We start from the raw sequence: 26,083 nt of genomic DNA on the forward strand, positions 1-26,083 counted from the left end.
CGTCCACGCCGAGGCCCCCCCGGAACGCCGCCCCGGAGGGCCGCCCCGGGGAACGCCGCTGCTCAGAACGCCGGCCGCTCCCGGTGGTCGAGGTCGGCCCGGCCGGCCATCGCCGAGGAGGCCTCGGCGTGGAAGCGGCGCGGGATGCGCCCGGCCCGGTGGGCGAGCCGCCCGGCCTCGGCCGCGTGCCGCATCGCCTCGGCCATCAGGACCGGGTCCTGGGCGCGGGTGACGGCGGAGGCCAGCATCACGGCGGCGCAGCCGAGCTCCATGGCGAGCGCCACGTCGGAGGCGGTGCCCGCGCCGGCGTCCAGGATCACCGGCACCGTGGCGCTCTCCACGATCAGCTGGAAGTTGTGCGGGTTGCGGATGCCGAGGCCGGAGCCGATCGGTGAGCCCAGCGGCATGATCGCCGCGCAGCCGACGTCCTCCAGCTTGCGGGCCAGCACCGGGTCGTCGTTGGTGTACGGCAGCACCGTGAAGCCGTCGTCGACCAGCGTCTCGGCGGCGTCCAGCAGCTCGATCGGGTCGGGCAGCAGGGTCCGCTCGTCCGCGATGACCTCCAGCTTGACCCAGTCGGTGCCGAGCGCCTCGCGGGCCAGCCGGGCCGTCAGCACGGCCTCGCCGGCGGTGAAGCAGCCCGCCGTGTTGGGCAGCACCCGGATGCCGTTGCGGGTCAGCACGTCCAGCACCGAACCCTGGGTGGAGGTGCTCACCCGGCGCATCGCGACCGTGGTCAGCTCGGTGCCGGAGACCCGCAGGGCCTGCTCCAGCACGTCCAGGCTCGGCGCCCCGCCGGTGCCCATGATCAGGCGGGAGCCGAAGGTGGTGCCGGCGATCGTCAGGAGGTCCTTCTCGTCGGCGGTCGCGGTGCCGGTCACGGCGCTCAGCCCCCCTGCACGGCGGTGAGGATCTCGACTCGGTCGCCCGCGGCGAGCCCGGTCCCGGCCCAGGCGCTGCGCGGCACCACGGTCTCGTTGACCGCCGCGGCGACCCCGGAGGGCGCGGCGCTGACGCCGGCCACCAGCTCGGCGAGGGTGCTCCGGGCGGGCACCTGCCGGGGCTCGCCGTTGACGGAGAGTGAGATATCGGTCATGCCAGTGCCTTTGCGGGAGTGGAGAGGTCGGAGGGGGCGGCGCCGGCGGGGACGGCCGCGGCGGCCGGCGGGCCGGCGGCGAACCGGCCGGGGGAGAACGGCGCGGCCAGCGGGGGTGTCGCACCGGTGGCCAGGTACTCGGCCAGCAGGTCGCCGGTCACCGGGGTGAGCAGCACGCCGTTGCGGTAGTGGCCGGTCGCCGCGACCAGGCCCGGCAACGCGGTCGGACCGAGCAGCGGGGCGTTGTCGGGGGAGCCGGGGCGCAGCCCGGCGGAGGTCTCCACCAGCGGCAGCTCGGTGATCCCCGGGACCAGCTCGTGGGCGTCGCGGAGCAGCTCGTACACCCCGCCGGCCGTCACGGTGGTGTCGTACCCCTGCTCCTCGCTGGTCGCGCCGATCACCAGCTCGCCGTCCTCGCGCGGCACCAGGTAGAGGTGCTGCCCGCGCACCACGGCGCGGACGTTGCGCGACAGGAACGGCCGGTACGCCTCGGGCACCCGCAGCCGCAGGATCTGGCCCTTCACCGGGCGGACCGGCGGCAGCACCCCCTCGGGCAGGCCGGGCAGCAGGTGGCTGCGCGGGCCGGCCGCGAGCACCACCTGGCCGGCGCCCAGCAGCTCGCCGGTGCTCAGCCGGGCCCCGGTGGCCCGGCCGCCGGCCACCAGCAGCTCGACGGCCTCGGCGCGGTGCAGCAGCACCCCGGCCCGCTCGCAGGCCGCCACCAGCGCGGCGGCCAGCCGGCGGCCGTCCACCTGGTGGTCGTCGGCGACGTGCAGCCCGCCGCGGACCCCGGGGGCCAGCATCGGTTCGAGCTTGCGGCACTCGCGTCCGGTCAGCCAGGCCGAGTCCAGGCCGAGCCGCCGGTGGAAGGCGTGCAGCTCGCGCAGCTCCTCGCGGTCGTCGGAGTCCAGCGCGACGGCGAGGGTGCCGCAGGCGCGGTAGCCGGTCGGCAGGCCGGAGGCCTCCTCCAGCTCGGCCGTGAACGCCGCGTACCGCTCGTTGGAGGCCATCCCGAGCCTCAGCAGCGGCTCCTCGCCGTACTGCAGCTCGGTGACCGGGGCCAGCATCCCGGCCGCGACCTGGGCGGCGCCGCCGCCGGGCGCGGGGTCGGCCACGACCACCCCGAGGCCGCGCTGCCGGGCCCGCCAGGCCACCGCGAGGCCGATGATGCCGCCGCCGACGACGAGGACGTCCGTCGTGGCGCCGCTCGTGAAGCGTGTCAAAGTCCCTGCTCTCCCTTCGCCGGAATGACCCGGATCAGGTTCGGACGGTCGCAGGCCGTGCCAGCCCGCCTCTCAGCCCGGTCCGCCGGGCTCCCGTGGTACGGACCGTCCGGCACCTGGGGGGGCCGGTCGGTCGAGGTGCACCCACCATAACTCCGGGTGCGGCCGGGGCCGAAGGCGCGTACGAGGGCTGGACGGCCCGGCCGATAGGGTGGCGCCGTGGGAGAGCTGCGGAACACGGACACGGTGGTCGTCGTCGGGGCGGGGCTGGCCGGGGCACGGTGCGCGGGCGCGCTGCGCGCGGGCGGCCTGCGGAGCCGGATCGTCCTGCTCGGGGACGAACCGCACGCCCCCTACGACCGGCCGCCGCTCTCCAAGGACGTGCTGCTCGGCAAGGCCGACGCCACCACCCTGGACATCGACTGGGCCCACCTCGGCGTCGACCTCGTCACCGGCCGCCGGGCCACCGCGCTGGAGCCCGGGGTGCTGCACACCGACGCCGGCGAACTGCCCTACGGGAGCCTGGTGATCGCCACCGGCGCGGCCCCCGTGGCCCTGCCCGGCGCGGACCGCGCCCACCTGCTGCGCACCGTCGACGACGCACTGGCGCTGCGCGCGCTGCTGCGCCCGGGGGCCAGGATCGTCCTGGTCGGGGCCGGCTGGATCGGGGCCGAGACCGCCACCGTCGCCCGCGCGCTGGGCTGCGAGGTCACCGTGGTGGAGGCCGGCCCGACGCCGGTGCCCGGCGCACTGCCCGCCCGGGTCGGCGCCGCGATGACCGCCTGGTACCGGGAGGCCGGCGTCGACCTGCGCTGCGGCGCGGTGGTGGCCTCGGTCGGCCCGCACGAGGTGCTGCTCGCCGACGGCACCCGGCTGGCCGCCGACGAGGTGGTGGTCGGCGTCGGCGCCCGCCCGGCGACCGGCTGGCTGGCCGGCTCGGGGGTCGCGCTGGACGCGGCCGGCGCCGTCCTGGTGGACGAGCGGCTGCGCACCTCGCTGCCGGGCGTCCTCGCGGCCGGCGACTGCGTCTCCTACCCCTCGGCCCGCTCGGGCACCCGGCTCTCCGTCCAGCACTGGGACCACGCCCTGCAGTCCGGGGCGGCGGCCGCGGCCTCGCTGCTCGGCCTGGAGACCCCGTACGACCCGGTGCCGTACTTCTGGTCCGAGCAGTTCGGGCGGATGGTGCAGTACGCCGGCCGGCACACCGACGGCGACGACCTGCTGTGGCGCGGGGCGCCCGGGGACCCGGCCTGGACGGTGCTCTGGCTGCGCGACGGGCGGCTGCGCGCCCTGCTCGCCGTCGACCGCCCGCGGGACCTCACCCAGGGCCGCCGGCTGCTGGAGCGCGGCGCCGTCCTCGACCCGGCCCGGGCCGCCGACCAGGCCGTGCCGCTGAAGGCCGCGCTCGCCGGGTAGCACGCTCCGGCCCGGTCACGTCCGGTCACGATCGGCCACCGGGCCGGCCGCCGGGGGCCCGGTTGGTGCGCGGCGGCCCGGCGAGGTGGCAGTCTGGTGACGTGAGCGAGATCGAAGCGAAGATTGAAGACCTTGTCCCCGAGTGGATGTACCTGCCCGACATCTCGGAGCAGTGGGGCGTCCGCGTCACCGAGGTGCGCGACCTGGTCAAGAACGGCGGCCTGATCGCCGTCCGCCGTGGCCCGAACAAGTCGCTGCAGGTGCCGGCCGCCTTCATCGACGGCCCCGGCCTGGTGAAGCACCTGTCCGGCACGCTGACCGTGCTCCGCGACTGCGGGTACAACGACGCGGAGATCCTGGAGTGGCTCTTCACCGAGGACCCGTCGCTGCCCGGCAGCCCGATCCAGGCCCTCCAAGAGAACCGGGGCACCGAGGTGAAGCGCCGCGCCCAGGCGATGCTGATCTGATGGCGGCGGACCTGACGGCGGGCGGGCGGCTGCGCGCGCAGCTGGCCGACGCGCGGCTGTACCTGTGCACCGACGCCCGCCGTGAGCAGGGCGACCTGGAGCAGTTCCTGGACGCCGCGCTCGGCGGAGGCGTCGACATCGTCCAGCTCCGTGACAAGGGCCTGGAGGCCAAGCAGGAGCTGGAGTACCTGGAGGTCTTCGCCGACGCCTGCCGGCGGCACGGCAAGCTGCTCTCGGTGAACGACCGGGCGGACGTCGCGCACGCGGCCGGCCCGGACGTGCTGCACCTCGGCCAGGACGACCTGCCGGTGCGGGCCGCCCGCGCGATCCTCGGCGAGGACGTGGTGATCGGACGGTCCTGCCACGCCGAGTCCGAGGTCGACGCGGCCGTCGCCGAGCCGGGCGTGGACTACTTCTGCACCGGCCCGGTCTGGCCGACCCCGACCAAGCCCGGCCGGCACGCGCCCGGCCTCGGCCTGGTCTCGTACGCGGCGAAGCAGGTGACGGACCGCCCCTGGTTCGCCATCGGCGGCATCGACCTGGGCAACCTGGACGAGGTGCTGGCCGCCGGCGCCCGCCGGGTGGTGGTGGTCCGCGCGATCACCGCCGCCGACGACCCGGCCGCCGCGGCGGCCGAGCTGGCCCACCGGGTCCGCGCGGTCTGACACCGCCGTCCCGGGCCGTGGGGTGCGCCCCCGCCGCCCGGGACGCCCGGGACGGCCAGGACGCCCGCCCGGGCCGCGGCCGCCGCTCAGTAGCGGCGGACGGTCGCCGCCTCGGCCAGCGCCAGCAGGACCTCCCGGGCCCGCGGGTCCACCAGCGGGGCCGCCTCCAGCGCCGCCAGCGCCTGCCGCATCAGCTCCTCGATCCGGCTCTCCACCCGTTCGGGCGCACCGCTGCGCCCGACCAGGTCGCGCAGCACGACGACCTCCTCGGGCGCCAGGTCCGGCGCGCCGAGCCGCTCGTCCAGGTGCCGGGCGTCGGCGGCCGGCAGTCCGCGCATGGCGTGCGCCACCAGCAGGGTGCGCTTGCCCTCCCGCAGGTCGTCGCCGGCCGGCTTGCCGGTGACCGCCGGGTCGCCGAAGACCCCGAGCAGGTCGTCCCGCAGCTGGAAGGCCTCGCCCAGCGGCAGGCCGAAGGCCGAGTACGCCGCCACCAGCTCCGGGGAGGCCCCGGCGAGCAGCGCCCCCACCTGCAGCGGCCGCTCGATGGTGTACTTCGCCGACTTGTAGTGCAGCACGGTCTGCGCCCGGTCCAGCGCCCCCTCGTCGGTGGAGTCGCCGGCGACCGGCTCCAGCACGTCGAGGTACTGGCCGACCATCACCTCGGTCCGCATCAGGTCGAAGGCCGGCTTGGCCCGCAGCACCGCCTCGGCGGGCAGCCCCGAGCGCAGGAACAGCTCGTCGCACCAGATCAGCAGCAGGTCGCCGAGCAGGACGGCGGCGGAGGCCCCGAACTGCTCGCGGTCGCCGCGCCAGCCGCTGGCCCGGTGCAGCGCCTCGAAGCGGCGGTGCACCGAGGGCACCCCGCGCCGGGTGTCGCTGCGGTCCATCAGGTCGTCGTGCACCAGTGCGCTCGCCTGCAGCAGCTCCAGGGCGGCCGCCGCGTGCTCGATGCCCGGGTCGGCGGCCCCGCCGCCGGCGCCGCGCCAGCCCCAGTAGCAGAAGGCCGGACGCAGCCGCTTGCCGCCGTCCAGCAGGAAGTCCCGCAGGGCGTCGACGGCGGGCCCGAGCTGGGGCGAGATCTTGCCGAGCAGGACCGCCTGGCCGTCCATGAACTCGCCGAGGGCGCCGTTGACGCGTGTCCGCACGGCCTCCACGTCGATCGGGTTGGCCGGGCGGCTGCTGGACGTGGTCACGATGAGGCTCCGGGAGTCGCTGGGGGTACCGATCAGCCTAGCCCGGCGGTCCCGGCCCGGCGTACGAGCACCCGTACGGCCCCGTCGTGGCCGTCCGAACGGTGTCTCACTCGGTGGACGTGAGTTGTCCCGCCTCTCCGGACGGCGGCTAACCTGCCAGCATGGCACTCGGCATCGCTTCCACCAGAACCGACCGCGCACTGACCGTTCGCGAACTGCTGGCGGCGGGCAAGCGGTCCTACTCCTTCGAATTCATGCCGCCGCGCTCGGAGGCCGCCGAGAAGCGGCTCTGGGACGCGATCCGCCGGGTCGAGGCGCTCGACCCGAACTTCGTCTGCATGACGTACGGCGCCGGCGGCTCCTCGCGCGGCCGGACGGTCAACCTGGTCGGCCGGATCGCCACCGAGACCACCCTGACCCCGGTCGCCCACCTGACCGCCGTCGACCACTCGATCGCCGAGCTGCGCAACATCATCGGCCAGTACGCGGACCAGGGCGTGCGCAACGTCCTCGCGGTGCGCGGCGACCCGCCCGGCGACCCGATGGGCGAGTGGGTGCGCCACCCCGAGGGCGTCAGCTACGCGGCCGAGCTGGTCGAGCTGATCAAGGGCATCGGGGACTTCTGCGTCGGCGTCGCCGCCTTCCCGCAGATGCACCCGCGCTCGGAGAACTGGGACGACGACATCCGCCACTTCGTCGCCAAGTGCCGGGCCGGCGCGGACTACGCGATCACCCAGATGTTCTTCGAGGTCGACGACTACCTGCGGCTGCGCGACCGGGTCGCGGCGGCCGGCTGCGAGGTGCCGATCATCCCGGAGATCATGCCGGTCACCAACATCAAGCAGCTGGAGCGGTTCCCGCAGCTCAGCGGCTCGGACTTCCCGGCGGAGCTGGTCAGCCGCTTCCGGGCGGTCGAGGAGGACCCGCAGGCCGTCCGGGCGGTCGGCATCGACCACGCCACCGCGATGTCCGAGCGGCTGCTCGCCGAGGGCGCCCCCGGCCTGCACTTCATCACCCTCAACCACTCCACCTCCACGCTGGAGATCTACCAGAACCTCGGCCTGCACCAGCGCTGATCCCGGGCCCGCGCCGCGACGCACGATGTGGGTCGCGGCGCGATGACCCGGTACAGTCTCGGCACACGCGCGGGGCGCGCGGCACGCGACTGGAGGTAGCGGGCGGATGGGCATCGGGTACCTGCTGCTGTACGCCGCGTTGGCGGTGGTGGCGCTCTGGCTGGTCGCCGAGCTGCTGCTGCAGAACCGCGCGCCGCTGCACTGGCGCGCCGTGGCACTCGGCGGTTTCCTCGGCGTGGTCGCCGGGATGGCCGCCCGCTCGGTGCTGGTGATCGGCGCCGGCGCGGTGCTCTTCGCCGTCGGCCAGGTCTTCGTGACGCTGTCCGTCAAGCGCGGGTTCCGCGGGGGCTGGTCGCTGCGCAGGTCCGACGGCGAGCTGCCGGGACCGCTGGCCAAGGTGCCGCTGCTGAGCGCGGCCACCGGCGGCGAGGACGTCGCCGAGCCGGTCGTCGTCCAGCAGGTGGGGGAGATCGGCGCGGTCGAGGCCGACATCTCGGACTTCGAGACGGCGACGTACCAGGCCGTCCCGTTCGACGCCGACGACGACGACGCCTACGACAGTGCGGGCTTCGGCGGTCGGGGGCGCCGGCCGGCCGGCCCGCAGCCCACCGCCTTCGAGCCGCAGGAGCCCGCGGCGGACGGCGTGTACGCCGACGCCTCGGCCTTCTACGGCCAGCAGCAGGGCTACCAGCAGGGCGCCGGGTACGAGCAGCAGGCCGCCGGGTACGAGCAGCAGGGCTACCAGCAGCAGGCGCAGCCCGGCTGGGACGGCCAGCAGCAGTGGCAGCAGCAGCCGGCCTACGGCTACGACCAGGGTTACGGCTACCAGCAGGACCCCTACACCGGGCAGACCGGCCAGCAGCAGTGGCAGCAGCAGGGCACCGGGTACGAGCAGCAGGGCTACCAGCAGCAGGCGCAGCCCGGCTGGGACGGCCAGCAGCAGTGGCAGCCGCAGCCGGCCGACGGGGTGCCCCCGCAGCCCCAGCAGCAGCCGCAGCAACCCGGTTACGGGCAGCAGGAGAACTGGCAGCAGCAGGGGACCTGGCAGCAGCAGGGCTGAGCCGCCCGCCGCGGCCCGGCCGGGGCCCGCGGCCGGTCAGCCCCGCTCGACGGCCGGCACCCGGCCCTCGGGGGCGGCGCCGTGGACCGGCCCGGCCGCCGTCCCGTGCGCACCTGGCGTCCCGTCCGCACCTGCCCTGCCCGCACCTGCCCTGCCGTGCGCACCTGTCGTGCCGTCCGGGCCCGCCGTGCCGTCCTGTCCGACGGGCGTCCGCCGGAACTCCTGGGCGGTGGCCCGCACCGCGGCGACCGCGGCCAGCGCCATCAGGGCGCCGAACAGCTCCACCTTGGTGTACCGGGCGGCGTCGTGCGCCAGGTACTGCAGGTAGGTGCCGGCCGAGGCGAGCTGGACCAGCACCGGCAGGTACCAGAGCCGGCCCGGCAGGTGGAACGCCGCCACCACGCTCAGCACGTCCGCGAGGAAGAAGTACCGCTCGTGCATCGACGGGAGCAGGAACGGCACCAGCACCACCGAGGTGGTGGCCAGCAGCACGATCTGGGTGTCGGTCAGCTCCCTGCTCCACCCGCCGGGCCGTAGCGGCCCGCGGCCGGCCGGGCGCAGCACCACCCAGGCCACCAGCGCGAGCACCACCGCGCCGGTGAGCAGGATGCCGGCCCGGCGGACGCCGTCGGCGTGGTCGCCCGGCTGGAACAGCAGGTAGACGCTGGGCGCGTTCATCGAGAGGGTCTGGTAGGTGCCGGTCTGCCGGGAGTAGACCGTCAGCAGCTGCCCGAGGTCGGCGCCGACCAGCAGGGCGGGCACGTCCAGCAGCAGGTACACCGCCGGGACGGCCAGCAGCGCCCGCCAGGGCACCCGGCGGGTGAGCAGCAGGACGAGCAGGAACGGGAACACGAAGACGGTCTGCAGCTTGAAGGCCAGCGCGATGCCGAGGAACGTGCAGGCCCACCAGGGCCGGCGGCACAGCACGAACCAGAGCGCGCCGACCACGAACGCGGAGTAGACCGAGTCGGCCTGCCCCCACCAGCCGCTGTTGGCCATCACGGTGGGCAGGAACAGCACCACCGCGCCGGCCATGTGCGGCCGCCAGGAGCCCTCCGGGTGGCGCAGTGCCACGATCCGGTGGACGAAGTACGCCGTCAGCAGGTCGAACAGGGTCGAGACGGCCTTGATCCCGGCCAGGTCCTGCACCGGCAGGTGGCTGAGCGCGGCCAGCACGTAGAGGTACGGGACGTTGTAGTCGGAGAAGCCGATGTCGCTGAGCGCCCGGAACCCGCCGTGGTCGGCGATGTGGGTGTACCAGGGGTGCAGGAAGTAGCGGTAGTCGTCGGACTCCCACGGGAACATCAGCTTGCGGACCGCCGTCGCGGCCACCACGATCGCGACCGCGGCGACGATCTGACCGCTCGCCCGGTCGCGGAGGCCCGGCCGCCGCTCGGCAGCGGGATTGCTCGACATGACGGACCTCCGGTAACGGCGTGCACGGCCGGGCGACGCCTGGATGCTAGCCCGTGCGGGAACTGACTGTCATTCATCGCGCGCCGCCCGCCGGCCGCGTCCACCGGGGTGGCGGCGGGCGGTCCGGGCCGGCGCGGCACGGACTGTGGTTCGGGTCGGAGCGCGGTGCGGTGCGGGTTGCGGTGCGGGTTGTGGTGCGGTCCGGCTCGCGGTCCGGCGGGATCAGGCCGGCGGGATCAGGCCGGCGGGATCAGGCCGGGCCGACCAGGCCGGGCCGACCAGGCCGGCCGTGATGCAGGCGGACATGCCCACCCGGGCCAGGCCGCCGCCGGGGTGCGCGGCGCCGCCGATCACGAACAGGCCGGGGCCGGGCTCCCGGTTGGCGGCCTGGAGCAGGCCGCCGCCGGCCCCGGCCAGTGCGGGCCGCGGGACCGAACCGAACAGGGCGCCGGTCTCCGCCCGGGTGTCGAGCGGGGTGCGGACCACCCGCCAGAGCAGCCTCTCGCGCAGGCCGAGCCCGGCCGCGTCGGCCTGGTCGAGCACCTGGTCGGCGTACCGCTCGGCGGTGCCGGGGGCGTTCCAGTCCAGCGCGTCCGCCGCCGGCACGGTCACGGTGAGCGAGGCGCTCTCGTGGCCCTCCGGGTGGAGCGTGGCGTCGTTGGGGCGGAGCACCTGCACGGTGGGGCGCCCGTACAGCTTCGGGACGCGGCCGAACAGCGCCTCCCGCTCGGCCGCCGCGTCGGCGGCGTGCACCACGGTGCGGTGCGCGGTGCCGGCCGGGCGCGGGCCGCGCAGGGCGAGCAGCACGGTGAACCGGCCGGGCACCCGGGCGGACGGCCCCTCGTCGCGCTGTGGGGTGTCGTGCCGCGGGCCCTCCTGGCCGGGGTGCCCGACGGCCTCCCGGTGGAAGGCGCGGGTGTCCATCGAGGAGATCACGGTGTCCGCCTCCAGCCGGTCGCCGCCGGCCGTCCGCACCCCGGCCGCCCGGCCGTCCGCCGGGTCGAACAGGACCTTCTCCACCGGGCAGTCGAAGCGGAACTCGACCTTGCGGTCCAGGCAGCGCCGGTACACCGCGTCGGCCAGCGCCCGGATGCCGCCCCGGACGTACCAGACGCCGAAGGACTGCTCCATGTACGGCAGCACGGTCGCGCCGGCGGGCGCCGTCAGCGGGTCGAAGCCGAAGCGCAGGGCGTGCTCGTGCAGCAGGGCGGTCAGGCCGGGACGGCCGCCGAGCTCCCGTCCGGCCACCTCGGCCAGGGTCCACGGCGTGCGCCGCAGCCGGCCGAGGCCCCGGCGCGGCGGCGCCGGGTACGGGTCGGTGCGCAGCCGCTCCGGGTCGGCGGGGAGCGGCTCCTCCAGCAGCGGGCGGCGGGTGGCCTCCCAGACGGTCCGGCCGTGGTTCATCACCTCGCTCCAGCGTTCGCCGGAGCCCGCGCCGAAGGCGGCGTCCAGGGCCTGGGACACGCCGCCCCGGGAGGCGTTCGGCAGCAGCAGGGTGGTGCCGTCGGGCATCAGGTGCCGGCTCTCCGGGTCCACCGGGGCGAGAGAGACCAGCTCCTCCAGCGGCTCCCGGCCGGTCTTCAGCGCGAGGTCGCGGTAGACGGCGGGCAGGGTGAGCAGACCGGGGCCGGTGTCGAAGGCGAAGCCGTCCCGCTCGTACCGGCCGACCATCCCGCCGTGGGTGCCGGAGGCCTCGCAGACCGTCACCCGGTGCCCGAGGGTGGCCAGCCGGGAGGCCGCCGCGAGCCCGCTCATTCCTGCGCCGATGATGACGATCCGTGCCATGGCACCGATCCTAAGACCCGGCCGGCGGCCCTCAGTACCCGCTCCCGCCCCGGCCGGGCGGCGCGGGTACGGGGGCCGGCACCGGTCCGCGCCGGGCGGCGCGGGCGGCCCTGCGGTCGCGGCGCCGGGCCAGGAACCGCCGGATCCGGGTGACGGCGAACCAGACCAGGACGGCGCCGGCCACCAGCAGCACCGAGGCGATCGACGCGGCGAGCCACGGGTGGAAGATCGCCAGCGTCACCAGTCCGGCCACCGAGACGTCCTCGGCGAGGCTGACGCCGATGTTGCTGGCGGGCTCGGGCGAGGTGTTGACGGCCATCCGCAGGGAGGCCTTGACGGTGTGGCTGAGCAGCGCGGTGGTGCCGCCCATCGCCCCGGCCGCGACGGTGCCGAGCGAACCCGGGTCGTGGCTGGCCAGCAGCGCGGCGACGGTGGCGCCGGCGACCGGGCGGATCACCGTGTGCACGGCGTCCCAGGCCGAGTCCAGGTACGGGACCTTGTCGGCCACCGCCTCCACCAGGAAGAGCGCGCCGGCGGCGATCAGCACGTCCGGGCGCTCCAGCACGGCCGGCACGCTGTCGGCCCAGCCGAAGCGGCCGAACAGCCCGAGCAGCAGCACCACCGCGTAGGCGTTGATCCCGCTGGCCCAGCTGCTGGTGAAGATCAACGGAATGATCGACATCCTGCTCCCTCTCTCGTCCGCCCGCGGCCGGTCCGGCGCCCGGCCGGTCCGGTGCCCGCGGTCCGTCCGGCGCCCGGCACCGGGGCGGCGCGGACGGGTCGGTGACCGTCGCGCCACACCGTACCGGCCCGGCCGGACCACACCCGGCGCTCTCAGGACGCCCGCCGGCGCCCGGCGGTTCCGCCCCGGGGAGCCCCGGCCGAAACTGAGTACGGGTACTCAGATCACCGGTTGAGTAGCGCAACGGATAGTGCTCCGACCTGCAAGGACGAGAGAGTTGGGGCACCGGGAGAACGGGCCGCGAGGCACGGGGGCCCCGGGAGCGGACCAGATCTGGTCCGCCGGTCACGGGGGTGCCGGCGGACGAGGTCGTGCCGTGCACACGAGCCGGTCCAGGACCGCGCACCGCCGACACGGGGCGGCGGAGCGCGGTCACGGGGGACACCGGCGGTGGGGGATCCGGGGCGCGTAGGCGCCCCGGGGGACGTGCGGGGCGACACCGCGCGGCCGGCCCGGACGGGGGACTCGTCGGGCCGGCTGCCGGGGTGTCGCCCGCCCGCGTTCGCGGGGCCGTTCGCGGCGGCCGGGCGGGAGCGGTGCGGTCCGCGCACGCCCGATTGTCAGTGGTGCCCGGCACGATGGGAGGGCACGGGCCGCCCGGCCCGGGCGAGTCGCCTCGGACCGGGGGAGACCATGACCATCAGCCACCCTGAGCCCGTCACCGCCAGCCACCGCCACCCCGACGACGACCAGGCGCGACCCGGCGGGCCCCGCCCCGGCCGGCTCCAGCCGCTCCCGCAGCAGCCGCTGCCGCACCAGGCGCACGAGCCGCACCCGCACGAGCCGCGCCGCCGGCAGCCCCTGCCGCCTCAGCCCCCGTCACCTCAGCCCCTGCCACAGCAGGCCCTGCCGCAGCAGCCCGGCCCGGACCAGCCGGCCCCCGGCCCGCCCCGGCCGCAGCAGCCCACGATCCCCTTCCCGCCGTCCGGCCCGCCCGCCCCGGCCTCACCGCCGACGGCGTCCGGCCGCCCGGCGGACGTGCACCCGGTGCTGCGCCGGGCCGCCGCCCCGCCGGCCGCGCTCGACCTGCTCCGGCAGGCCCAGCGCACGCTCGTCCAGGCCGGCCGGACGGAGGACCCGCTCCAGCGCTACGCCTCCGCCCACCTGGCCGCCCTGCGCACGGTGGCCGCCGTGCTGGCGGTCCGCGGCCGGCCCGAGAAGAACCCGAGGCGGCGCAAGGCGATCCGCAGCGCCTGGGAGGTGCTGCCCGAGGTCGCTCCCGAACTCGCCGAATGGGCGGTCTACTTCGCGGCCGGCGCCCGCCGGCGGGCGGCCGCAGAGGCCGGGATCAGGGGCGCGGCCAGCGCGCGGGACGCGGACGACCTGATCCGCAACACCGCGCTCTTCCTGCGGATCGTCCAGCGCTTGCTGGGCCTGCACCCGACGCCTCCCGCGCCGCGCCTGCCCCTGGACGGTACGGCCTGAGGGATCGGCGCGGCGGCCCGTGGGCGGGGCGGGGGCGGGCGGGCGGGCGGAGCCTCCCGGACGGAGGCCGCCGGAGCGGGTGTCGGCCGGGCGGTGCCACCCTGGGCGGGTGCCGCCCGGAGCGCCTCAGGGCGCTTTGCGCGGGCGGGCCGTCGGACGGCCTAAGGTGGAGCCGTCCGACGTACCGCTCCGTACTTCCCGTGCCGAGGAGTCCTCACCTTGTACCCGACGCGTCCCCGCAGTGCCCTGCGTACCGCCGTGGTGTGGGAGGTGGTGCGGGCGGCCCTGGAGAAGCGGGCCGCCGAGCTGGACCAGCCGGTCCTCGACGTCGTCGACACCGGCGGCGGGACGGGCAACTTCGCCGTGCCGGTGGCCCGGCTCGGCCACCGGGTGACGGTGGTCGACCCGAGCCCCGACGCGCTGTTCGCGCTGGAGCGCCGGGCCGCCGAGGCCGGGGTCACCGACCTGGTCCGGGCCGTCCAGGGCGACACCCAGACCCTGCCCGAGCTGATCGCCCCCGGGAGCGTGGACGCGGTGCTCTGCCACGGGGTGCTGGAGATGGTGGACGACCCGGCCGAGGCGCTCGGCAGCCTGGCGGGCACCCTGCGGGCCGGCGGACTGGTCAGCCTGCTGGCCGCCAACCGCAACGGCGCGGTGCTCGCCCGCGCCCTGGCCGGTCACTTCGACGAGGCCCGCACGGTGCTCGGCGCCCCCGAGGGCCGCTGGGGCGCCGGCGACCCGATGCCCCGCCGCTTCACCGGCGAGGAGCTGGGCCTGCTGGCGAGCGCCGCCGGCCTGCGGGTGGAGGCGGTGCACGGTGTGCGGGTCTTCGCCGATCTGGTGCCCGGCGTCCTGGTGGACACCGAGCCGGGGGCGACGGAGGCCCTGCTGAAGCTGGAGCAGGCGGCCGCCGAGCAGCCGGCCTTCCACGCCGTCGCCACCCAGCTTCACCTTCTGGCCACACGCTCCTGACCTGTCCTTCGTACCCGGTACGTCTCCCGTTCGGCCACGCATTCGCGCACGTCCGGGGTGATTCCGCCGACTCGGGCACTTGTACGCGCCCCCCGGCGTTGGGAACCGTGCGGATCCAGCGTGCCGACCTGGGCCGACCCACGTGCGGTCGACCACCCCGGAATGCACCGGTGGACCGTATGATCTGGGTAAAGCCGGAAAGCATGACAGCCGGACGCATGGGGCATATGGACGACACAAGGCCGGGACGGTGGACCCTTCGGGGTGCACGCCACGACCGTCCGCATCGGACGGTGGCGGTTCGCGCCGGGGTGGGTTCCACACAAGCGTCTGACTGGTGTCTTGAAAGCTGAATGGACTGGCCACCCCGCCTGGGGTGGCGGACCGGTCGCCCCGCGACCGACGAGTAGGAGGACTCCGTGCCGCTCTCGGAGCACGAGCAGCGTCTGCTCGAGCAGATGGAGCGAGCGCTGTACGCCGAAGATCCCAAATTCGCGTCAGCGCTTGAGGGAACCGGGCTGCGCGCCTACACCCGTCGGCGGGTCTACCAGGCCGCCGCGGGGTTCGTGGTGGGCATCGCCCTGCTGATGGGGGGCATGGTCGCCCAACTGATCTGGGTGAGCGTCGTCGGGTTCCTGGTCATGCTGGGTTGCGCGGTCCTCGCCGTCACAGGCTGGAGGCGCGGCCCCGGAGGGCACGGCGCGGGGCCGAAGCCGGCCCCGGCATCGCGCCGAAAGGCCGGGGTGATGGACCGGATGGAGCAGCGCTGGCAGCGCCGCAGGGACGAGCAGAGCGGCCTCTGAGAGCAGAGGAGGGCCCCGGGGAACCGGGCCCGGCAACGAGCGACGGGTGAGGGCGGGCAGTCGGCAGACTGCCCGCCCTCACCCGTCGTGTCGTGCTGGATCCGGAAGGTACCGGGCCCCCGGGCCCCGGCCGCGAGCCCGGCGGGGTGCCGGACGGCGGGGCCCGGCCCCGCGGCGCGGGTGCGCGCCGAGGGCCGGGCCCGCCCCGGGCTACTCCGGGCTGCCCGCAGATCCGCCCTGGCCGCCCTTGCCGCCCCGCAGCCGGGCCCAGGCCCGGCGGAACGGTCCGGTGAGCGCGGCCCCGGCCCGGGACAGGCGCCCGCGTACGGCGTCCCGGGCGTCGTCCACCCGCTCGGTCGTCCGCCACCAGAGCCGCGCCGAGGACGGCGGCAGCAGCAGCGCCCTGGCCCGCCCCGTGCGCCGGGCGGAGGCCCGCAGGCCGTCGCGGGCGGTCCGGACGTCCGGGGCCAGTGCGGACGCGCTCTGGCCGGACCGGGCGTACAGGACCCGCTCGGTGGCCAGCGCGACCCGGCCGGCCGCGGCCGTGGCGTCCGCGTCGAGCTCGCCCGCCTCGGCGATCCGCCGCGCCGCCGACCGCGGGGTCCGCGAGTCGTCCGGCGGGATGCCGAGGTCCCAGGCCGAGTCGACCAGTTCCTCCCAGGCGGCCAGCACCTGCTGGTCGGTGAGTTCCGTCCGGGGGTCGGCCCCCGGACGACGGCGGCCGGCCGCGCCGAGCCGCCGGCGCCGCACCCAGGCCCGCCAGAGCATCGGCGCGGTCAGCAGGGCGATCAGCGCGAGGCCGCCCGCGACCGTCGCCAGGGCCTGCCAGGACAGCCACCAGGACCGCTGCCCCTGGGCCTTGAGAGCGGCCTTGTCCTGGTCGGCGCAGTCGCCGAGCTGCCGCTGCCGGCCGTCGCAGCTGCTGCTGGCGCTCGCCGAGGGCACCGCACCGGTGCTCGGCGCGGCCGTGGTCGGCTGCTGGGTCGGGGCGGTGCTGGGGGCGGCCACCGGGTCCGAGTAGTCCGGGGCGCTGCCCCGGGTCGGGGTGGGCTCGAACCGCAGCCACCCGGTGCCCTGGAAGTACAGCTCGGGCCAGGCGTGGTACTCCCGGTCGGTCACCTTGAAGCTCTTGCCCCCGAGGCCCTGGCCCGGGGTGAAGCCGAGCGCGACCCGGGCGGGGATGCCCAGCGCGCGGGCCATCGCCGCCATGGTGGAGGCGTAGTGGACGCAGAAGCCCTTCTTGTTCTCCAGGAAGGTGAGGATGGCGTCGTTGCCGGTGCCGTTGCCCACGTCGGTGCTGTACGTGAAGCCGCCGGTGCGGGTGAACCAGGTCTGCAGGGCCACCGCCTTGTCGTACCCGGTGGTCTTGCCCCGGGTGACGTCCGTGGCGATGGTCGCGACGGCCTGCGGGAAGTCGCCGGGCAGCGTCAGGTAGCGCTTGGCGATCGCCTCCGGCACCTGGCCGGCGGTGCGCAGCTGGGCGGCGGTGGGCCGCACGTCCAGGCTGGTCACCTCGTACCTGAGGCCCCGGGTGGTCTGCTTGCCGTCGCCGATGAGGGTCCGGGTGGAGCCCTCGTACTTCCAGCTGCCGGGCGGGTCGGCCTCGGTGGCCGGGTAGGGCATCGGCAGCCAGGCCGAGTCCATCCGGTCCGTGACGGTGAAGGCGGTCGCGACCGGGTCGGCCGTGACGGAGGGGGCGAGCCCCTCGGGGGCGGGCAGGGCCCGGGGGTTGCCGCTGACGTCCTTCGGGCTGAGCTTCCACTCGGTGCCGTTGAACTCGTCCAGCGCGCCGGTGCGCAGGTAGGTGCTGCCGGCGTTGTCGCCCGACATCGTGTAGGTCAGCATCTCCTCGCCGCTCGGGCGGCTCAGCTTCGCGGCCAGCGTGACCAGCGGGTCCAGGGTGGTGACCCCGGAGCCGTTGCCGCCGGACCCGATGCCGTTGCCGGCCCGGTCCCCGAACAGGTGGAACTCCCACTGCCCGAGGAACAGCGGCAGCACCAGGGCGGTGGCCAGCGCCAGGAAGCCGATCCGGTGGCCGTTGTGCGAGAGCCGGCCCCCGCTCTCGCCGCGGGAGCCGCCGTGGAAGACCCGGCCCCAGCGGGAGAGCCGGTCCTGGCCCTCGGCGAGGAGCAGCAGCAGGTAGCCGAAGGCGGCGAACAGGAACCAGAGCCAGGCCCGGCCGTCGTGGTCCGCCAGGCCGGTGCCGACGGAGTACAGCGCGAGCAGCGGCAGGCCGGCCAGCGCCGCCTTGCGGAAGGTCACCGCGACGGCGTCCACCACGACGGCGACCAGCGCCACCGAGCCGACCAGGATCAGCCGCAGCCCCGGCGTGGCGGGGGCCGGGATGGCGTACTCCTGGATGTCCTGCATGCCCCCGTCGAGCAGGGTGCCGACGGCGTCCAGCGCCCGCGGGCCGGGCAGGACGCCGGCGGTCAGCGCGGAGCCCGCGAAGCCCAGCATCAGCGCGTACACCAGCACCAGCAGCTGCCCGGCCGGCACCAGCCAGCGCGGCAGCGGAAGCCGGCGCAGGCCCGCGCCGGCGGCGGCGGACAGCGCGATCAGCAGGCAGGCGTGCAGGTACCAGCCGCCGGAGGTGACCAGCGGGAGCAGGCAGAGCGTGGCCAGCGCGCTGGCCAGCGCGGAGTAGACCGTGAGTTTGGCCCGGGTGGTCACGCGTCGGCCTCTTCTCGGTGGGCGGTGGAGGCCGAGCCGGCCCGGTCGGCGGCCCGCCACAGTTCGGGTACGGAGTCGCCGGCCCGGGCGGGCAGCACCGTCCAGCCCGCCTCGCGCAGCTGCCGGATCCGGGCGCGGATCTCGGCGCCGCCGGTGTCGGGGGCGAGCATCCGCAGGCCGGACCAGGTCTCGGTGTCGATCAGGAAGGCGACGGCGGTGCCGGTGCGGCGCCGCAGCCGGGCGAGCCGGGCGGTCTGCCCCTCGTCCAGCGTGCCGAGGACGGCGACCAGCAGGCCCTCGCCGCCGGCCCGCAGCGCCTCCTCCCCGCGGGAGAGCGAGCCGCCCTCGGAGAGGTCGACCAGGGCGAGCGCGTCCAGCAGCATCCCGGAGGCCTCGGCGACGCTGTTGACGCCGCCGTCCGGGCCCGGCACGCATCGTCCGGTGTCGGTCAGCAGCCGGACCTCGTAGCCGCGCTCCATCAGGTGCACGCCGACCGAGGCGGCGCAGCTGACCGCCCATTCGAAGGAGGAGGCCGGGCCGGTGCCCCGGTGGCCGATCTCGCGGGTGTCCAGCAGGACGGTCGCGCGGGCCTTCTGCGGCTGCTCCTCGCGTCGGACCATCAGCTCGCCGTAGCGGGCGGTGGACTTCCAGTGCACCCGGCGCAGGTCGTCGCCGTGCCGGTACTCGCGCAGGATGACGTCGTCGTCCCCGGCGAGCGCGATGGTCCGGGTGTGGCTCTCGCCCTGACCGGACCACTCGCCGCGCAGCCGGACCTCGGGCAGGGCCTGCACCCGGGGGACGACGGTGAGGACGTCGGAGGCGGCGAAGGCGCGGGTGAGCTCGCACATCCCGAACGGGTCGGAGAGGCGCAGTTGCAGCGGGCCGAGCGGGTACTGACCGCGCAGGTCCGAGCGGACCCGGTAGGAGACCTCGCGGTGGCCGTGCGGCTCGATCCGGTCCAGCACGAAGCGCGGGCGCGGCCCGAGCACGTACGGGACCTTGTCCTCCAGCTGGAGCAGCCCGGTGGGGACCCGCGAGACGTTGTCGACCCGCAGGTGCACCCGGGCCTCCTGGCCGGCCGTCGCCCGGTGCGGGCTGAGCCGGCGGCCGCTGGCCACCCGGTAGCGGGTGCGGAGCAGCAGCAGGGCGGCGGCCAGCGGCAGGGCCATCAGCAGCACGCCGACCCGGAGCAGGGCGTCCTGGCCGAGCAGCAGCGCACAGAGGACGGCGGTGACGCCGGCCGCGAGGAAGGACCGGCCCCGGGTGGTGAGGCCGGCCAGGCCGGTGCGCAGGCCCGACGGGGAGCCGGACGGGGCCACCTCAGCCCCTCCGGACGGCCGGGGCCTGCGGGCGCGGCAGCGGCAGCCGGGCGACCAGGTCGAGCACGATCTGCTCGGAGGTGCGCCGGCTCAGCTGGGTCTCGGCGGTCGGCATCAGACGGTGGGCCAGCACCGGGACGGCCAGCGACTGGATGTCGTCGGGGGTGACGTAGTCGCGTCCGTCCAGCGCGGCGGCGGCCCGGGCGGCCCGCACCAGGTGCAGGGTGGCGCGCGGCGAGGCGCCCAGGCGCAGCTCGGGGCTGGTCCGGGTGGCGCCGACCAGGTCGACGGCGTAGCGGCGGACCGGGTCGGCGATGTGCACGGTGCGCACCAGCTCGACCAGCTTGAGGATGTCGGCGGCGTGCGCGACCGGGGCCAGGTCGTCCAGCGGGTTGGCGCCGCCGTGCACGTCCAGCATGGCGAACTCGGCCTCGGGGCTCGGGTAGCCGATGGAGATCCGGGCCATGAAGCGGTCGCGCTGGGCCTCGGGGAGGGGGTAGGTGCCCTCCATCTCGACCGGGTTCTGGGTGGCGATCACCATGAACGGCGAGGGCAGCTCGTAGCTGGTGCCGTCGATGGTGACCTGGCGCTCCTCCATCGACTCCAGCAGTGCGGACTGGGTCTTCGGCGAGGCACGGTTGATCTCGTCGCCGACCACGATCTGCGCGAAGATCGCGCCCGGCCGGAACTCGAAGTCGCGCTGGTGCTGGTCGAAGATGTTGGTGCCGGTGACGTCCGAGGGCAGCAGGTCGGGGGTGAACTGGATCCGGCGCACGGTGCAGTCCACCGACCTGGCGAGCGCCTTGGCCAGCATGGTCTTGCCGACCCCCGGGACGTCCTCCAGCAGCAGGTGGCCCTCGGCCAGCATCACGGTCAGCGCGATCCGGACCGCCTCCGGCTTGCCCTCGATGACGCTCTCGACGGAGGCACGGACCCGGTCCACGACGGCGCCCAGCTCGTGCAGTCCGCCGCGCTGGAAGTTCTCGGGCTGCCGGTCGCCCCCACGACCGCCCTGACCGTCCTGATCGTATGTGCTGGTCACCCGTACACTCCCTGGCATTGCGCCGCCTCACCCCGAGGACGGCCCCCACCCCGTGATTGACGCGGCGTGCCCGGGTGCGGTCCGGTCGGAGCGGCACCGGGCGCGGCCGCGGCCAGGCCGCCCCAGGTGGTGCGGGAACAGGCCTGCCGTCGCATTCTTCCCTGTCGGATGGCCAGAAGTCACCCTCTCCCCCCGGGCGGTGCCGTACGGGAGGGGCAGGGCGGGCGACAAGAGCGCAGTGTCCCGGTTCGTCCCCGCAACATCTCCGGCCCGTCCCCCGTGACCTCGCCCGATCGGCGGGGGGCACCGAACCGGTCGGCGGGGCGGCGCCGGGCCGGTCGCGGCACCCGGCGGGGCGCCGGCCCGCCGCGCGCGGGCACGGGAAAGGGCCCGGACGGCGCTGGCCGGGCCCTGGAGGACGCGCGGTGCTACTGGATCTCGCGGAGCAGCCCGGTGTGGACGTCGAAGACGAAGCCGCGGACGTCGTCGGTGTGCAGCAGGAACGGCGAGGTGCGCACCCGCTGCATGGACTGGCGGACGTCGCCGTCCAGGTCGACGAAGGACTCGACGGCCCACTGCGGGCGCTGGCCGACCTCCAGCTCCAGCTCGTGCCGGAAGTCCTCGGTGAGGCCGAGCAGGCCGCAGCCGGTGTGGTGGATCAGCGCGATCGAGCGGGTGCCCAGGGCGCGCTGGCTGATGGTGAGCGAGCGGATGGTGTCGTCCGTGACGACGCCGCCGGCGTTGCGGATCACATGGGCGTCGCCGAGCTCCAGGCCGAGGGCGGCGAAGAGGTCCAGCCGGGCGTCCATGCAGGCCACCACGGTGACCTTCTGGACCGGACGGGCGTCCATGCCGCCGTCGCGGAAGTCGACGGCGTACGCGCGGTTGGCGTTGACGAATCGGTCGATGATGCCGGGGGCGTCCTGGGCCGGGCGGGCGTCCTCGGCGGGCGCGGAGGCCGTGGAGGTCGCGGAGGCAGCGGCGGTCGGCGTGTGCCGGTCGGGGGTCACTGTCATAGCCCCGACGTTAGTGCGATTCCGCCGCGGATGGTGAGGGGACCGGCCCTCCGAACGCCCCGCTGTGATCGAGGGCATACCCGTAGGACGGGCAACCGGTGGCGAAGTGCGGCGGTCTGACCGGAATGTCCTGGTCGGTGCCGGGCGCGCCGACCGGCGCGGACCGCCGCCCCGAGGCGCTGCGGAGCGCTCCGTACGCCGCCCGCGCCGGCCGCCCCGGCGGGGCCCGCCCGGGCCCCGGGGCCTGCGGCGTCGCGTTCCGCCGCCCGGGTGGCGCGCCGTCGCGGGCCATTGACGGCCAAGGTGTCCGCGATAGAGTTGCGGCGCAGCGCAGCACAACCGCCGAGCACCGTCAACCGGGCCTTCCCGGACGGCGCCGGCGCGCCGTACGCAGCCCGCGGCCTCCTCCCGCTCCGTGCCACCTGGCGCACCTTCCCCGGTGCCGGGCGGTCACTGTCTTCCCCAGTGAGCGGGCGGGGACCACGGGCGGCGTGCGGGCCCCGTGCGGTGGGCCGGGCGCGGAGTGGGCCAAAATGGTCCCAGTCCCCCCGCGCCCCGGGCTCCATCCTTCCCGGTGGGTCCCTCCTGTCCGATCACCGGACGGGGAGGGCGGGCAAGGAGGGGGGCTTCGCACCGAGGAAGGGCGCCACAGCGCACATGAGCACCAACGATCCGGCACCCAAGCACGTCCCGGTCATGCTCCAGCGGTGCATGGACGCGCTGGCCCCGGCGATCTCGGCCCCCGGCGCGGTGGTGGTGGACGCCACCCTCGGCCTCGGCGGGCACAGCGAGGCGCTGCTCACCCAGTTCCCCGAGGTCCGGCTGGTGGCCGTCGACCGTGACCCGGCCGCGCTCAAGCTGTCCGCCGAGCGCCTCGCGCCCTTCGGGGACCGCGCCACCCTGGTGCACGCCGTCTACGACGAGATCCCCGAGGTGCTGGAGCGCCTGGACATCCCGCGGGTCCAGGGCATCCTGTTCGACCTCGGGGTCTCCTCGATGCAGCTGGACGAGGCGGAGCGCGGCTTCGCCTACGCCCAGGACGCCCCGCTCGACATGCGGATGGACCAGACCCGGGGCCTGAGCGCCGCCGAGGTGCTGAACACCTACACCCACGGGCAGCTCGCCCGGATCCTCAAGGTCTACGGCGAGGAGCGGTTCGCCGGCAAGATCGCCTCGGTGATCCTGCGCGAACGCGAGAAGGAACCGTTCACCAACAGCGCGCGTCTGGTGGAACTGGTGAGGAACGCCATTCCGGCCGCCACCCGGCGCACCGGCGGCAACCCCGCCAAGCGGACCTTCCAGGCCCTGCGGATCGAGGTCAACGGCGAGCTGGAGGTGCTGGACCGGGCCGTGCCGGGGGCGCTCGACGTGCTCGCGGTGGGCGGGCGGATCGTGGTGATGTCGTACCAGTCGCTGGAGGACCGTCTGGTCAAGCAGTACTTCGCGGCCGGCGCGACCAACACCGCCCCGCCCGGGCTGCCGGTGATCCCCGAGGAGCACCAGCCCTGGCTGAAGCTGATCACCCGCGGGGCCGAGCAGGCCACCGAGGAGGAGATCGAGGAGAACCGGCGTGCCGCGCCCGTGCGACTGCGGGTGGCGGAGAGGATCAGGGACCGGGACAACCGGCGCTGACCAGCGCGGGACGAGCAGACCAGAGCGACGGACGCGGGGGCGAGGAGAGCGTGGTGCCAGTGGCCGGCGGCGGGACCCGCCCACCGACGGGGCAGGTCCGGGGGAGCGGCGCCAGGCTGCTCCCCGGGCAGGGGGCCGGAGCCCGGATCACCGTGCGGCCGGGCCGGCGGCCGGCCCGCGGCCGCACGCCCTTCGCCGTGCTGGTGGTGGTGCTGCTCACCGGTGGCCTGCTGGGCCTGCTGGCGCTCAACACGGCGCTCAACGAGGGCTCCTTCGAGCTGTCCCGGCTGCAGAAGCAGACCACCGCGCTGACCGACCAGGAGCAGAGCCTGCAGCACCAGATCGACCAGGGGTCCGCCCCGGACGCGCTGGAGCGGCGGGCCCGCGAGCTGGGCATGGTGCCGGCCGGCGGTCCGGCCTTCCTCCAGGACGACGGCAAGGTGCTCGGCAAGCCCGGGCCGGCCCAGGACAGCCCACCGGTGAAGCGTTCGGGTGCGGAGCCCTGGCAGCTCCAGTCCGGCGCCCCGGCGCCCGCTCCCGCGCCCGCCCCGGCCCCGGCCCCGGCGCCCGCGCTCTCGCCGGCCCCGCCGCAGTCCGCCGCGCCGCCCGCCGCCCCGGCCCCGTCGGGCAGTCCGACCGGCGACACCACCGTCCAGATCAACCCGGCAGGCCCGGCCACCCAGCCGGCGCCGAGCCCGACCGGAGGGCCGGCCCGATGAGCACGCCCCGTCAGCCACCCCGTGGATCGGGCGAGGGCAAGCCCGCCCCCGGCCCGGACGGCCGCCCGCCGGCCCGGTCGCCGCGCCCGGCCCGGGCCTCGCAGCCGCCCCGGCCGCGGCGGGCCGACGGGGAGCCCGGGCCCGACCGGCCGAAGCCCGCCCGGTCGAGGTCGGCCCAGCCCAAGCCGGCCGGGTCGAAGCCCGCCGCCGCCAAGCCCCCGGCTGCCAAGCCCGCCGCCGGATCCACCGCCAAGCCCGCCGCCGCGAAGTCCTCGGCGGCCAAGTCCTCGGCCGCGAAGTCCTCGGCCGCGAAGCCCGCCGCGGCGAAGCCCTCCGCCGCCCGGGCCGCCCGGCCCGTCACGGGCGGCCGGACGGGGGCGCCGGCCAGGGTGCAGTCCAGGCTGCGCTCCGGCCCGGGACCAGGCCCGCGCCCGCGCCCGGCCGTCCGGCCGCAGCCCAGGACGATCAAGCTGGCCGACCCGCGCAAGCGGCTGCGCTTCGTCACCGTCGTGCTGTCGCTGGTCTTCTCGGTCTTCGCGGGCCGGCTCGTCCAGCTCCAGCTGATCGACTCCGACGCCCTGGCCGCGGACGCGAACACCAACCGGTACCAGGTGATCCCGCTCACCGCGGAGCGCGGCTCGATAACGTCCTCCGACGGCGTCGCCCTGGCCACCACCGTGGACGCGTACGACATCACCGCCGACCCGCAGATGTTCACCCCCCAGTCGACCGGCGTCCCGGACGCCCCCGAGCAGGCGGCCGCCCTGCTGGCGCCGATCCTCGGCGTGTCCAAGGAGCAGCTGGCCGCCGACCTGCACACCCCCAAGACCCGCTACAAGCGCCTCGCCACCCAGCAGACGCCCGACGCCAAGAACCAGATCAGCGACCTCAAGTCGGCCCTCGACAAGAAGGCCGGCAGCAAGGCCTGCGCGGCCCAGAAGGCGCAGCTGAAGCTCCCCGCGGACAAGGGCGGCCGCACCCGCGTCGACAACGAGTGCGCCAACCCGCTGGCCGGCGTCTTCAACCGGGAGACCCAGCGCCGGGTCTACCCCTCGGACGGGCTGGCCGCCAACCTGGTCGGCTTCGTCAACGCCGAGGGCGTCGGCGCGGGCGGCCTGGAGCAGCAGTACCAGGCGCAGCTGGCCGGCAAGGACGGCCGCAGCAGCTACGCCCAGGCGGGCGGGCGGCTGGTGCCCACCGCCGGCGGGTCGATGGACGCCGCCGTGCCCGGCACCGACCTGCGGCTGACCGTCAACCGGGACATCCAGTGGGCCGCCCAGCGGGCCATCACCGACCAGGTGTCCAACGCCGGGGCGGAGAAGGGCTACGTGGTCGTCCAGGACGTGAAGACCGGGCAGGTGCTGGCGATGGCCACCTCGCCGGGCTTCAACCCCAACGACCTGGCCTCCGCCAAGTCCGGCCAGCTGGGCAACGCGGCCGTGCAGGACGCCTACGAGCCGGGCAGCACCGCCAAGCTGATGACCATGGCCGCCGTGCTCGACACCGGCAAGGCGACCTGGGACACCCATGTGACGGTCCCGAACACCCTGCAGCGCGCGGACCGGGTCTTCCACGACGACGTGGACCACGAGACCTGGTACCTGACCCTGGCCGGGGTGCTCGCCAAGTCGTCCAACATCGGCACCATCGAGGCCGCCGAGCAGCTCGGCCCGACCCAGGCCGAGGCCAACCAGGTGCTCGGCGGCTACCTGCAGAAGTTCGGCATCGGCCGGCCCAGCGGCCTGGACTTCCCCGGTGAGACCAAGGGCATCCTGGCCAAGCCGGAGGACTGGAAGGGCTCGCAGCAGTACACCATCCCGTTCGGCCAGGGCCTGTCGGTGAACGCCCTCCAGGCCACCTCGGTGTTCTCCACCATCGCCAACGGCGGCGTCCGGGTCGCGCCCAGCGTCGTCCAGGGCACCACCTCGCCGGACGGCAAGTACACCCCGGCCCCGCCCGGCGCCGAGAGCCGGGTGGTCAGCGAGCAGACGGCGAAGACGCTGACCGAGATGCTGGAGTCCGTGGTCACCGACGAGCAGGGCACCGGCGGCAAGGCCGCGGTGCCCGGCTACCGGGTCGCCGGCAAGACCGGCACGGCCAACCGGGTGGACCCGAAGACCGGCCGCTACTCCGGCTACACCGCCTCGTTCATCGGCTTCGCGCCCGCCGACCAGCCCCGGGTCACCGTGTCCTGCGTCATCCAGGACCCGGTGAACGGGCACTTCGGCGGCCAGCTCTGCGGGCCGGTGTTCAAGCAGGTGATGGAGTTCAGCCTGAAGACCCTCCAGGTGCCGCCGAGCGGCAGCGAGGCGCCCAACCTGCCAGTCGACTGGAAGCCGTGAT

General features: G+C 75.7%; 22 protein-coding genes and 1 riboswitch. Of the genes, 11 read left to right on the forward strand and 11 right to left on the reverse strand.

All coding sequences use genetic code 11. The annotated features are described in order from the left end of the window. Positions 1–62: 62 nt before the first annotated feature. The 3 genes from IE329_RS25960 to thiO all read right to left on the reverse strand — a co-directional run bounded on the left by IE329_RS25960 (position 63) and on the right by thiO (position 2,319). Positions 63–806 (reverse strand): thiazole synthase, encoded by a 744-nt coding sequence (locus IE329_RS25960; RefSeq protein ID WP_229912977.1) that lies wholly within the window; start codon positions 804–806, stop codon positions 63–65. A gap of 80 nt (positions 807–886) precedes the next feature. Further along, positions 887–1,096 carry a sulfur carrier protein ThiS gene (gene thiS, locus IE329_RS25965; RefSeq protein WP_190213427.1) on the reverse strand — a complete coding sequence of 70 codons (210 nt, stop codon included), beginning with the start codon at positions 1,094–1,096 and terminating at the stop codon, positions 887–889. After that, positions 1,093–2,319, reverse strand: a complete 1,227-nt coding sequence (gene thiO, locus IE329_RS25970; protein WP_190213399.1) for a glycine oxidase ThiO — start codon at positions 2,317–2,319, stop codon at positions 1,093–1,095. Before thiO ends, thiS begins: the two co-directional genes overlap by 4 nt. Next, positions 2,313–2,426, reverse strand: a riboswitch (TPP riboswitch). Its footprint overlaps the gene before it by 7 nt. A 112-nt stretch (positions 2,427–2,538) precedes the next feature. Between thiO and IE329_RS25975 the strand changes: the two genes are divergently transcribed. The 3 genes from IE329_RS25975 to thiE all read left to right on the forward strand — a co-directional run bounded on the left by IE329_RS25975 (position 2,539) and on the right by thiE (position 4,867). Continuing rightward, the gene (locus IE329_RS25975) at positions 2,539–3,735 is read left to right on the forward strand and encodes an NAD(P)/FAD-dependent oxidoreductase (RefSeq protein ID WP_229927757.1); all 1,197 of its coding nucleotides are present in this window, start codon (positions 2,539–2,541) and stop codon (positions 3,733–3,735) included. Positions 3,736–3,836: 101 nt separating this feature from the next. Further along, entirely contained in the window at positions 3,837–4,202 is a 366-nt protein-coding gene (locus IE329_RS25980; RefSeq protein ID WP_073923314.1) for an Rv2175c family DNA-binding protein, read from the forward strand. Beyond that, positions 4,202–4,867: a thiamine phosphate synthase gene (gene thiE, locus IE329_RS25985; protein ID WP_190213400.1), complete on the forward strand. Its 666-nt coding sequence runs from the start codon at positions 4,202–4,204 to the stop codon at positions 4,865–4,867. Before IE329_RS25980 ends, thiE begins: the two co-directional genes overlap by 1 nt. Before the next feature lie 86 nt (positions 4,868–4,953). On the opposite strand, the gene IE329_RS25990 is transcribed toward thiE, so the two are convergent. Further along, positions 4,954–6,060, reverse strand: a complete 1,107-nt coding sequence (locus tag IE329_RS25990; RefSeq protein ID WP_229927758.1) for a polyprenyl synthetase family protein — start codon at positions 6,058–6,060, stop codon at positions 4,954–4,956. Between the two features lie 161 nt (positions 6,061–6,221). Here IE329_RS25990 and metF point away from each other — a divergent pair, with 161 nt between their 5' ends. After that, entirely contained in the window at positions 6,222–7,136 is a 915-nt protein-coding gene (metF, locus tag IE329_RS25995) for a methylenetetrahydrofolate reductase [NAD(P)H] (RefSeq protein WP_190213401.1), read from the forward strand. Between the two features lie 106 nt (positions 7,137–7,242). Then, entirely contained in the window at positions 7,243–8,196 is a 954-nt protein-coding gene (locus IE329_RS26000) for a hypothetical protein (protein ID WP_190213402.1), read from the forward strand. Between the two features lie 36 nt (positions 8,197–8,232). Here the strand turns inward: IE329_RS26000 and IE329_RS26005 are convergent, their stop codons facing one another. From IE329_RS26005 to IE329_RS26015, 3 genes are all read right to left on the reverse strand, one after another. Continuing rightward, entirely contained in the window at positions 8,233–9,612 is a 1,380-nt protein-coding gene (locus IE329_RS26005) for a glycosyltransferase 87 family protein (RefSeq protein WP_190213403.1), read from the reverse strand. Positions 9,613–9,834: 222 nt separating this feature from the next. Beyond that, positions 9,835–11,397: a phytoene desaturase family protein gene (locus IE329_RS26010; protein WP_190213404.1), complete on the reverse strand. Its 1,563-nt coding sequence runs from the start codon at positions 11,395–11,397 to the stop codon at positions 9,835–9,837. Positions 11,398–11,428: 31 nt separating this feature from the next. Further along, complete coding sequence (locus tag IE329_RS26015; protein ID WP_190213405.1) at positions 11,429–12,079, reverse strand: DUF4126 domain-containing protein; 651 nt, start codon at positions 12,077–12,079, stop codon at positions 11,429–11,431. Between the two features lie 969 nt (positions 12,080–13,048). On the opposite strand from IE329_RS26015, the gene IE329_RS26020 reads away from it, so the two are divergent. The 3 genes from IE329_RS26020 to IE329_RS26030 all read left to right on the forward strand — a co-directional run bounded on the left by IE329_RS26020 (position 13,049) and on the right by IE329_RS26030 (position 15,339). Beyond that, positions 13,049–13,564 carry an SAV_6107 family HEPN domain-containing protein gene (locus tag IE329_RS26020; RefSeq protein ID WP_229927763.1) on the forward strand — a complete coding sequence of 172 codons (516 nt, stop codon included), beginning with the start codon at positions 13,049–13,051 and terminating at the stop codon, positions 13,562–13,564. A 219-nt stretch (positions 13,565–13,783) separates the two neighbouring features. Next, positions 13,784–14,536, forward strand: a complete 753-nt coding sequence (locus tag IE329_RS26025) for a methyltransferase domain-containing protein (RefSeq protein WP_229927759.1) — start codon at positions 13,784–13,786, stop codon at positions 14,534–14,536. 419 nt (positions 14,537–14,955) lie between these two features. Further along, positions 14,956–15,339, forward strand: a complete 384-nt coding sequence (locus tag IE329_RS26030; protein WP_073923322.1) for a DUF3040 domain-containing protein — start codon at positions 14,956–14,958, stop codon at positions 15,337–15,339. Between the two features lie 210 nt (positions 15,340–15,549). Here the strand turns inward: IE329_RS26030 and IE329_RS26035 are convergent, their stop codons facing one another. The 4 genes from IE329_RS26035 to IE329_RS26050 all read right to left on the reverse strand — a co-directional run bounded on the left by IE329_RS26035 (position 15,550) and on the right by IE329_RS26050 (position 21,389). Next, positions 15,550–18,012 carry a transglutaminase TgpA family protein gene (locus IE329_RS26035; protein WP_190213407.1) on the reverse strand — a complete coding sequence of 821 codons (2,463 nt, stop codon included), beginning with the start codon at positions 18,010–18,012 and terminating at the stop codon, positions 15,550–15,552. Continuing rightward, entirely contained in the window at positions 18,009–19,331 is a 1,323-nt protein-coding gene (locus IE329_RS26040; protein WP_229927760.1) for a DUF58 domain-containing protein, read from the reverse strand. The genes IE329_RS26035 and IE329_RS26040 overlap by 4 nt, the downstream gene beginning before the upstream one ends. Before the next feature lies 1 nt (position 19,332). Further along, on the reverse strand, positions 19,333–20,295 hold the full coding sequence (locus IE329_RS26045; protein WP_229927764.1) for an AAA family ATPase: 963 nt from the start codon (positions 20,293–20,295) through the stop codon (positions 19,333–19,335). Between the two features lie 506 nt (positions 20,296–20,801). Next, complete coding sequence (locus tag IE329_RS26050; RefSeq protein ID WP_190213409.1) at positions 20,802–21,389, reverse strand: beta-class carbonic anhydrase; 588 nt, start codon at positions 21,387–21,389, stop codon at positions 20,802–20,804. A gap of 657 nt (positions 21,390–22,046) precedes the next feature. Between IE329_RS26050 and rsmH the strand changes: the two genes are divergently transcribed. From rsmH to IE329_RS26065, 3 genes are read left to right on the forward strand one after another with little or no spacing between them, the layout of a single operon-like run. Then, positions 22,047–23,021, forward strand: a complete 975-nt coding sequence (rsmH, locus tag IE329_RS26055; RefSeq protein WP_190213410.1) for a 16S rRNA (cytosine(1402)-N(4))-methyltransferase RsmH — start codon at positions 22,047–22,049, stop codon at positions 23,019–23,021. Positions 23,022–23,074: 53 nt separating this feature from the next. Continuing rightward, complete coding sequence (locus tag IE329_RS26060; RefSeq protein WP_373311293.1) at positions 23,075–23,740, forward strand: cell division protein FtsL; 666 nt, start codon at positions 23,075–23,077, stop codon at positions 23,738–23,740. Next, positions 23,737–26,082 carry a peptidoglycan D,D-transpeptidase FtsI family protein gene (locus tag IE329_RS26065; protein WP_190213411.1) on the forward strand — a complete coding sequence of 782 codons (2,346 nt, stop codon included), beginning with the start codon at positions 23,737–23,739 and terminating at the stop codon, positions 26,080–26,082. Before IE329_RS26060 ends, IE329_RS26065 begins: the two co-directional genes overlap by 4 nt. Position 26,083 lies beyond the last annotated feature (1 nt).

Origin of the sequence: Kitasatospora indigofera (assembly GCF_014655955.1) — a bacterium.
GTDB lineage: Bacteria > Actinomycetota > Actinomycetes > Streptomycetales > Streptomycetaceae > Kitasatospora > Kitasatospora indigofera.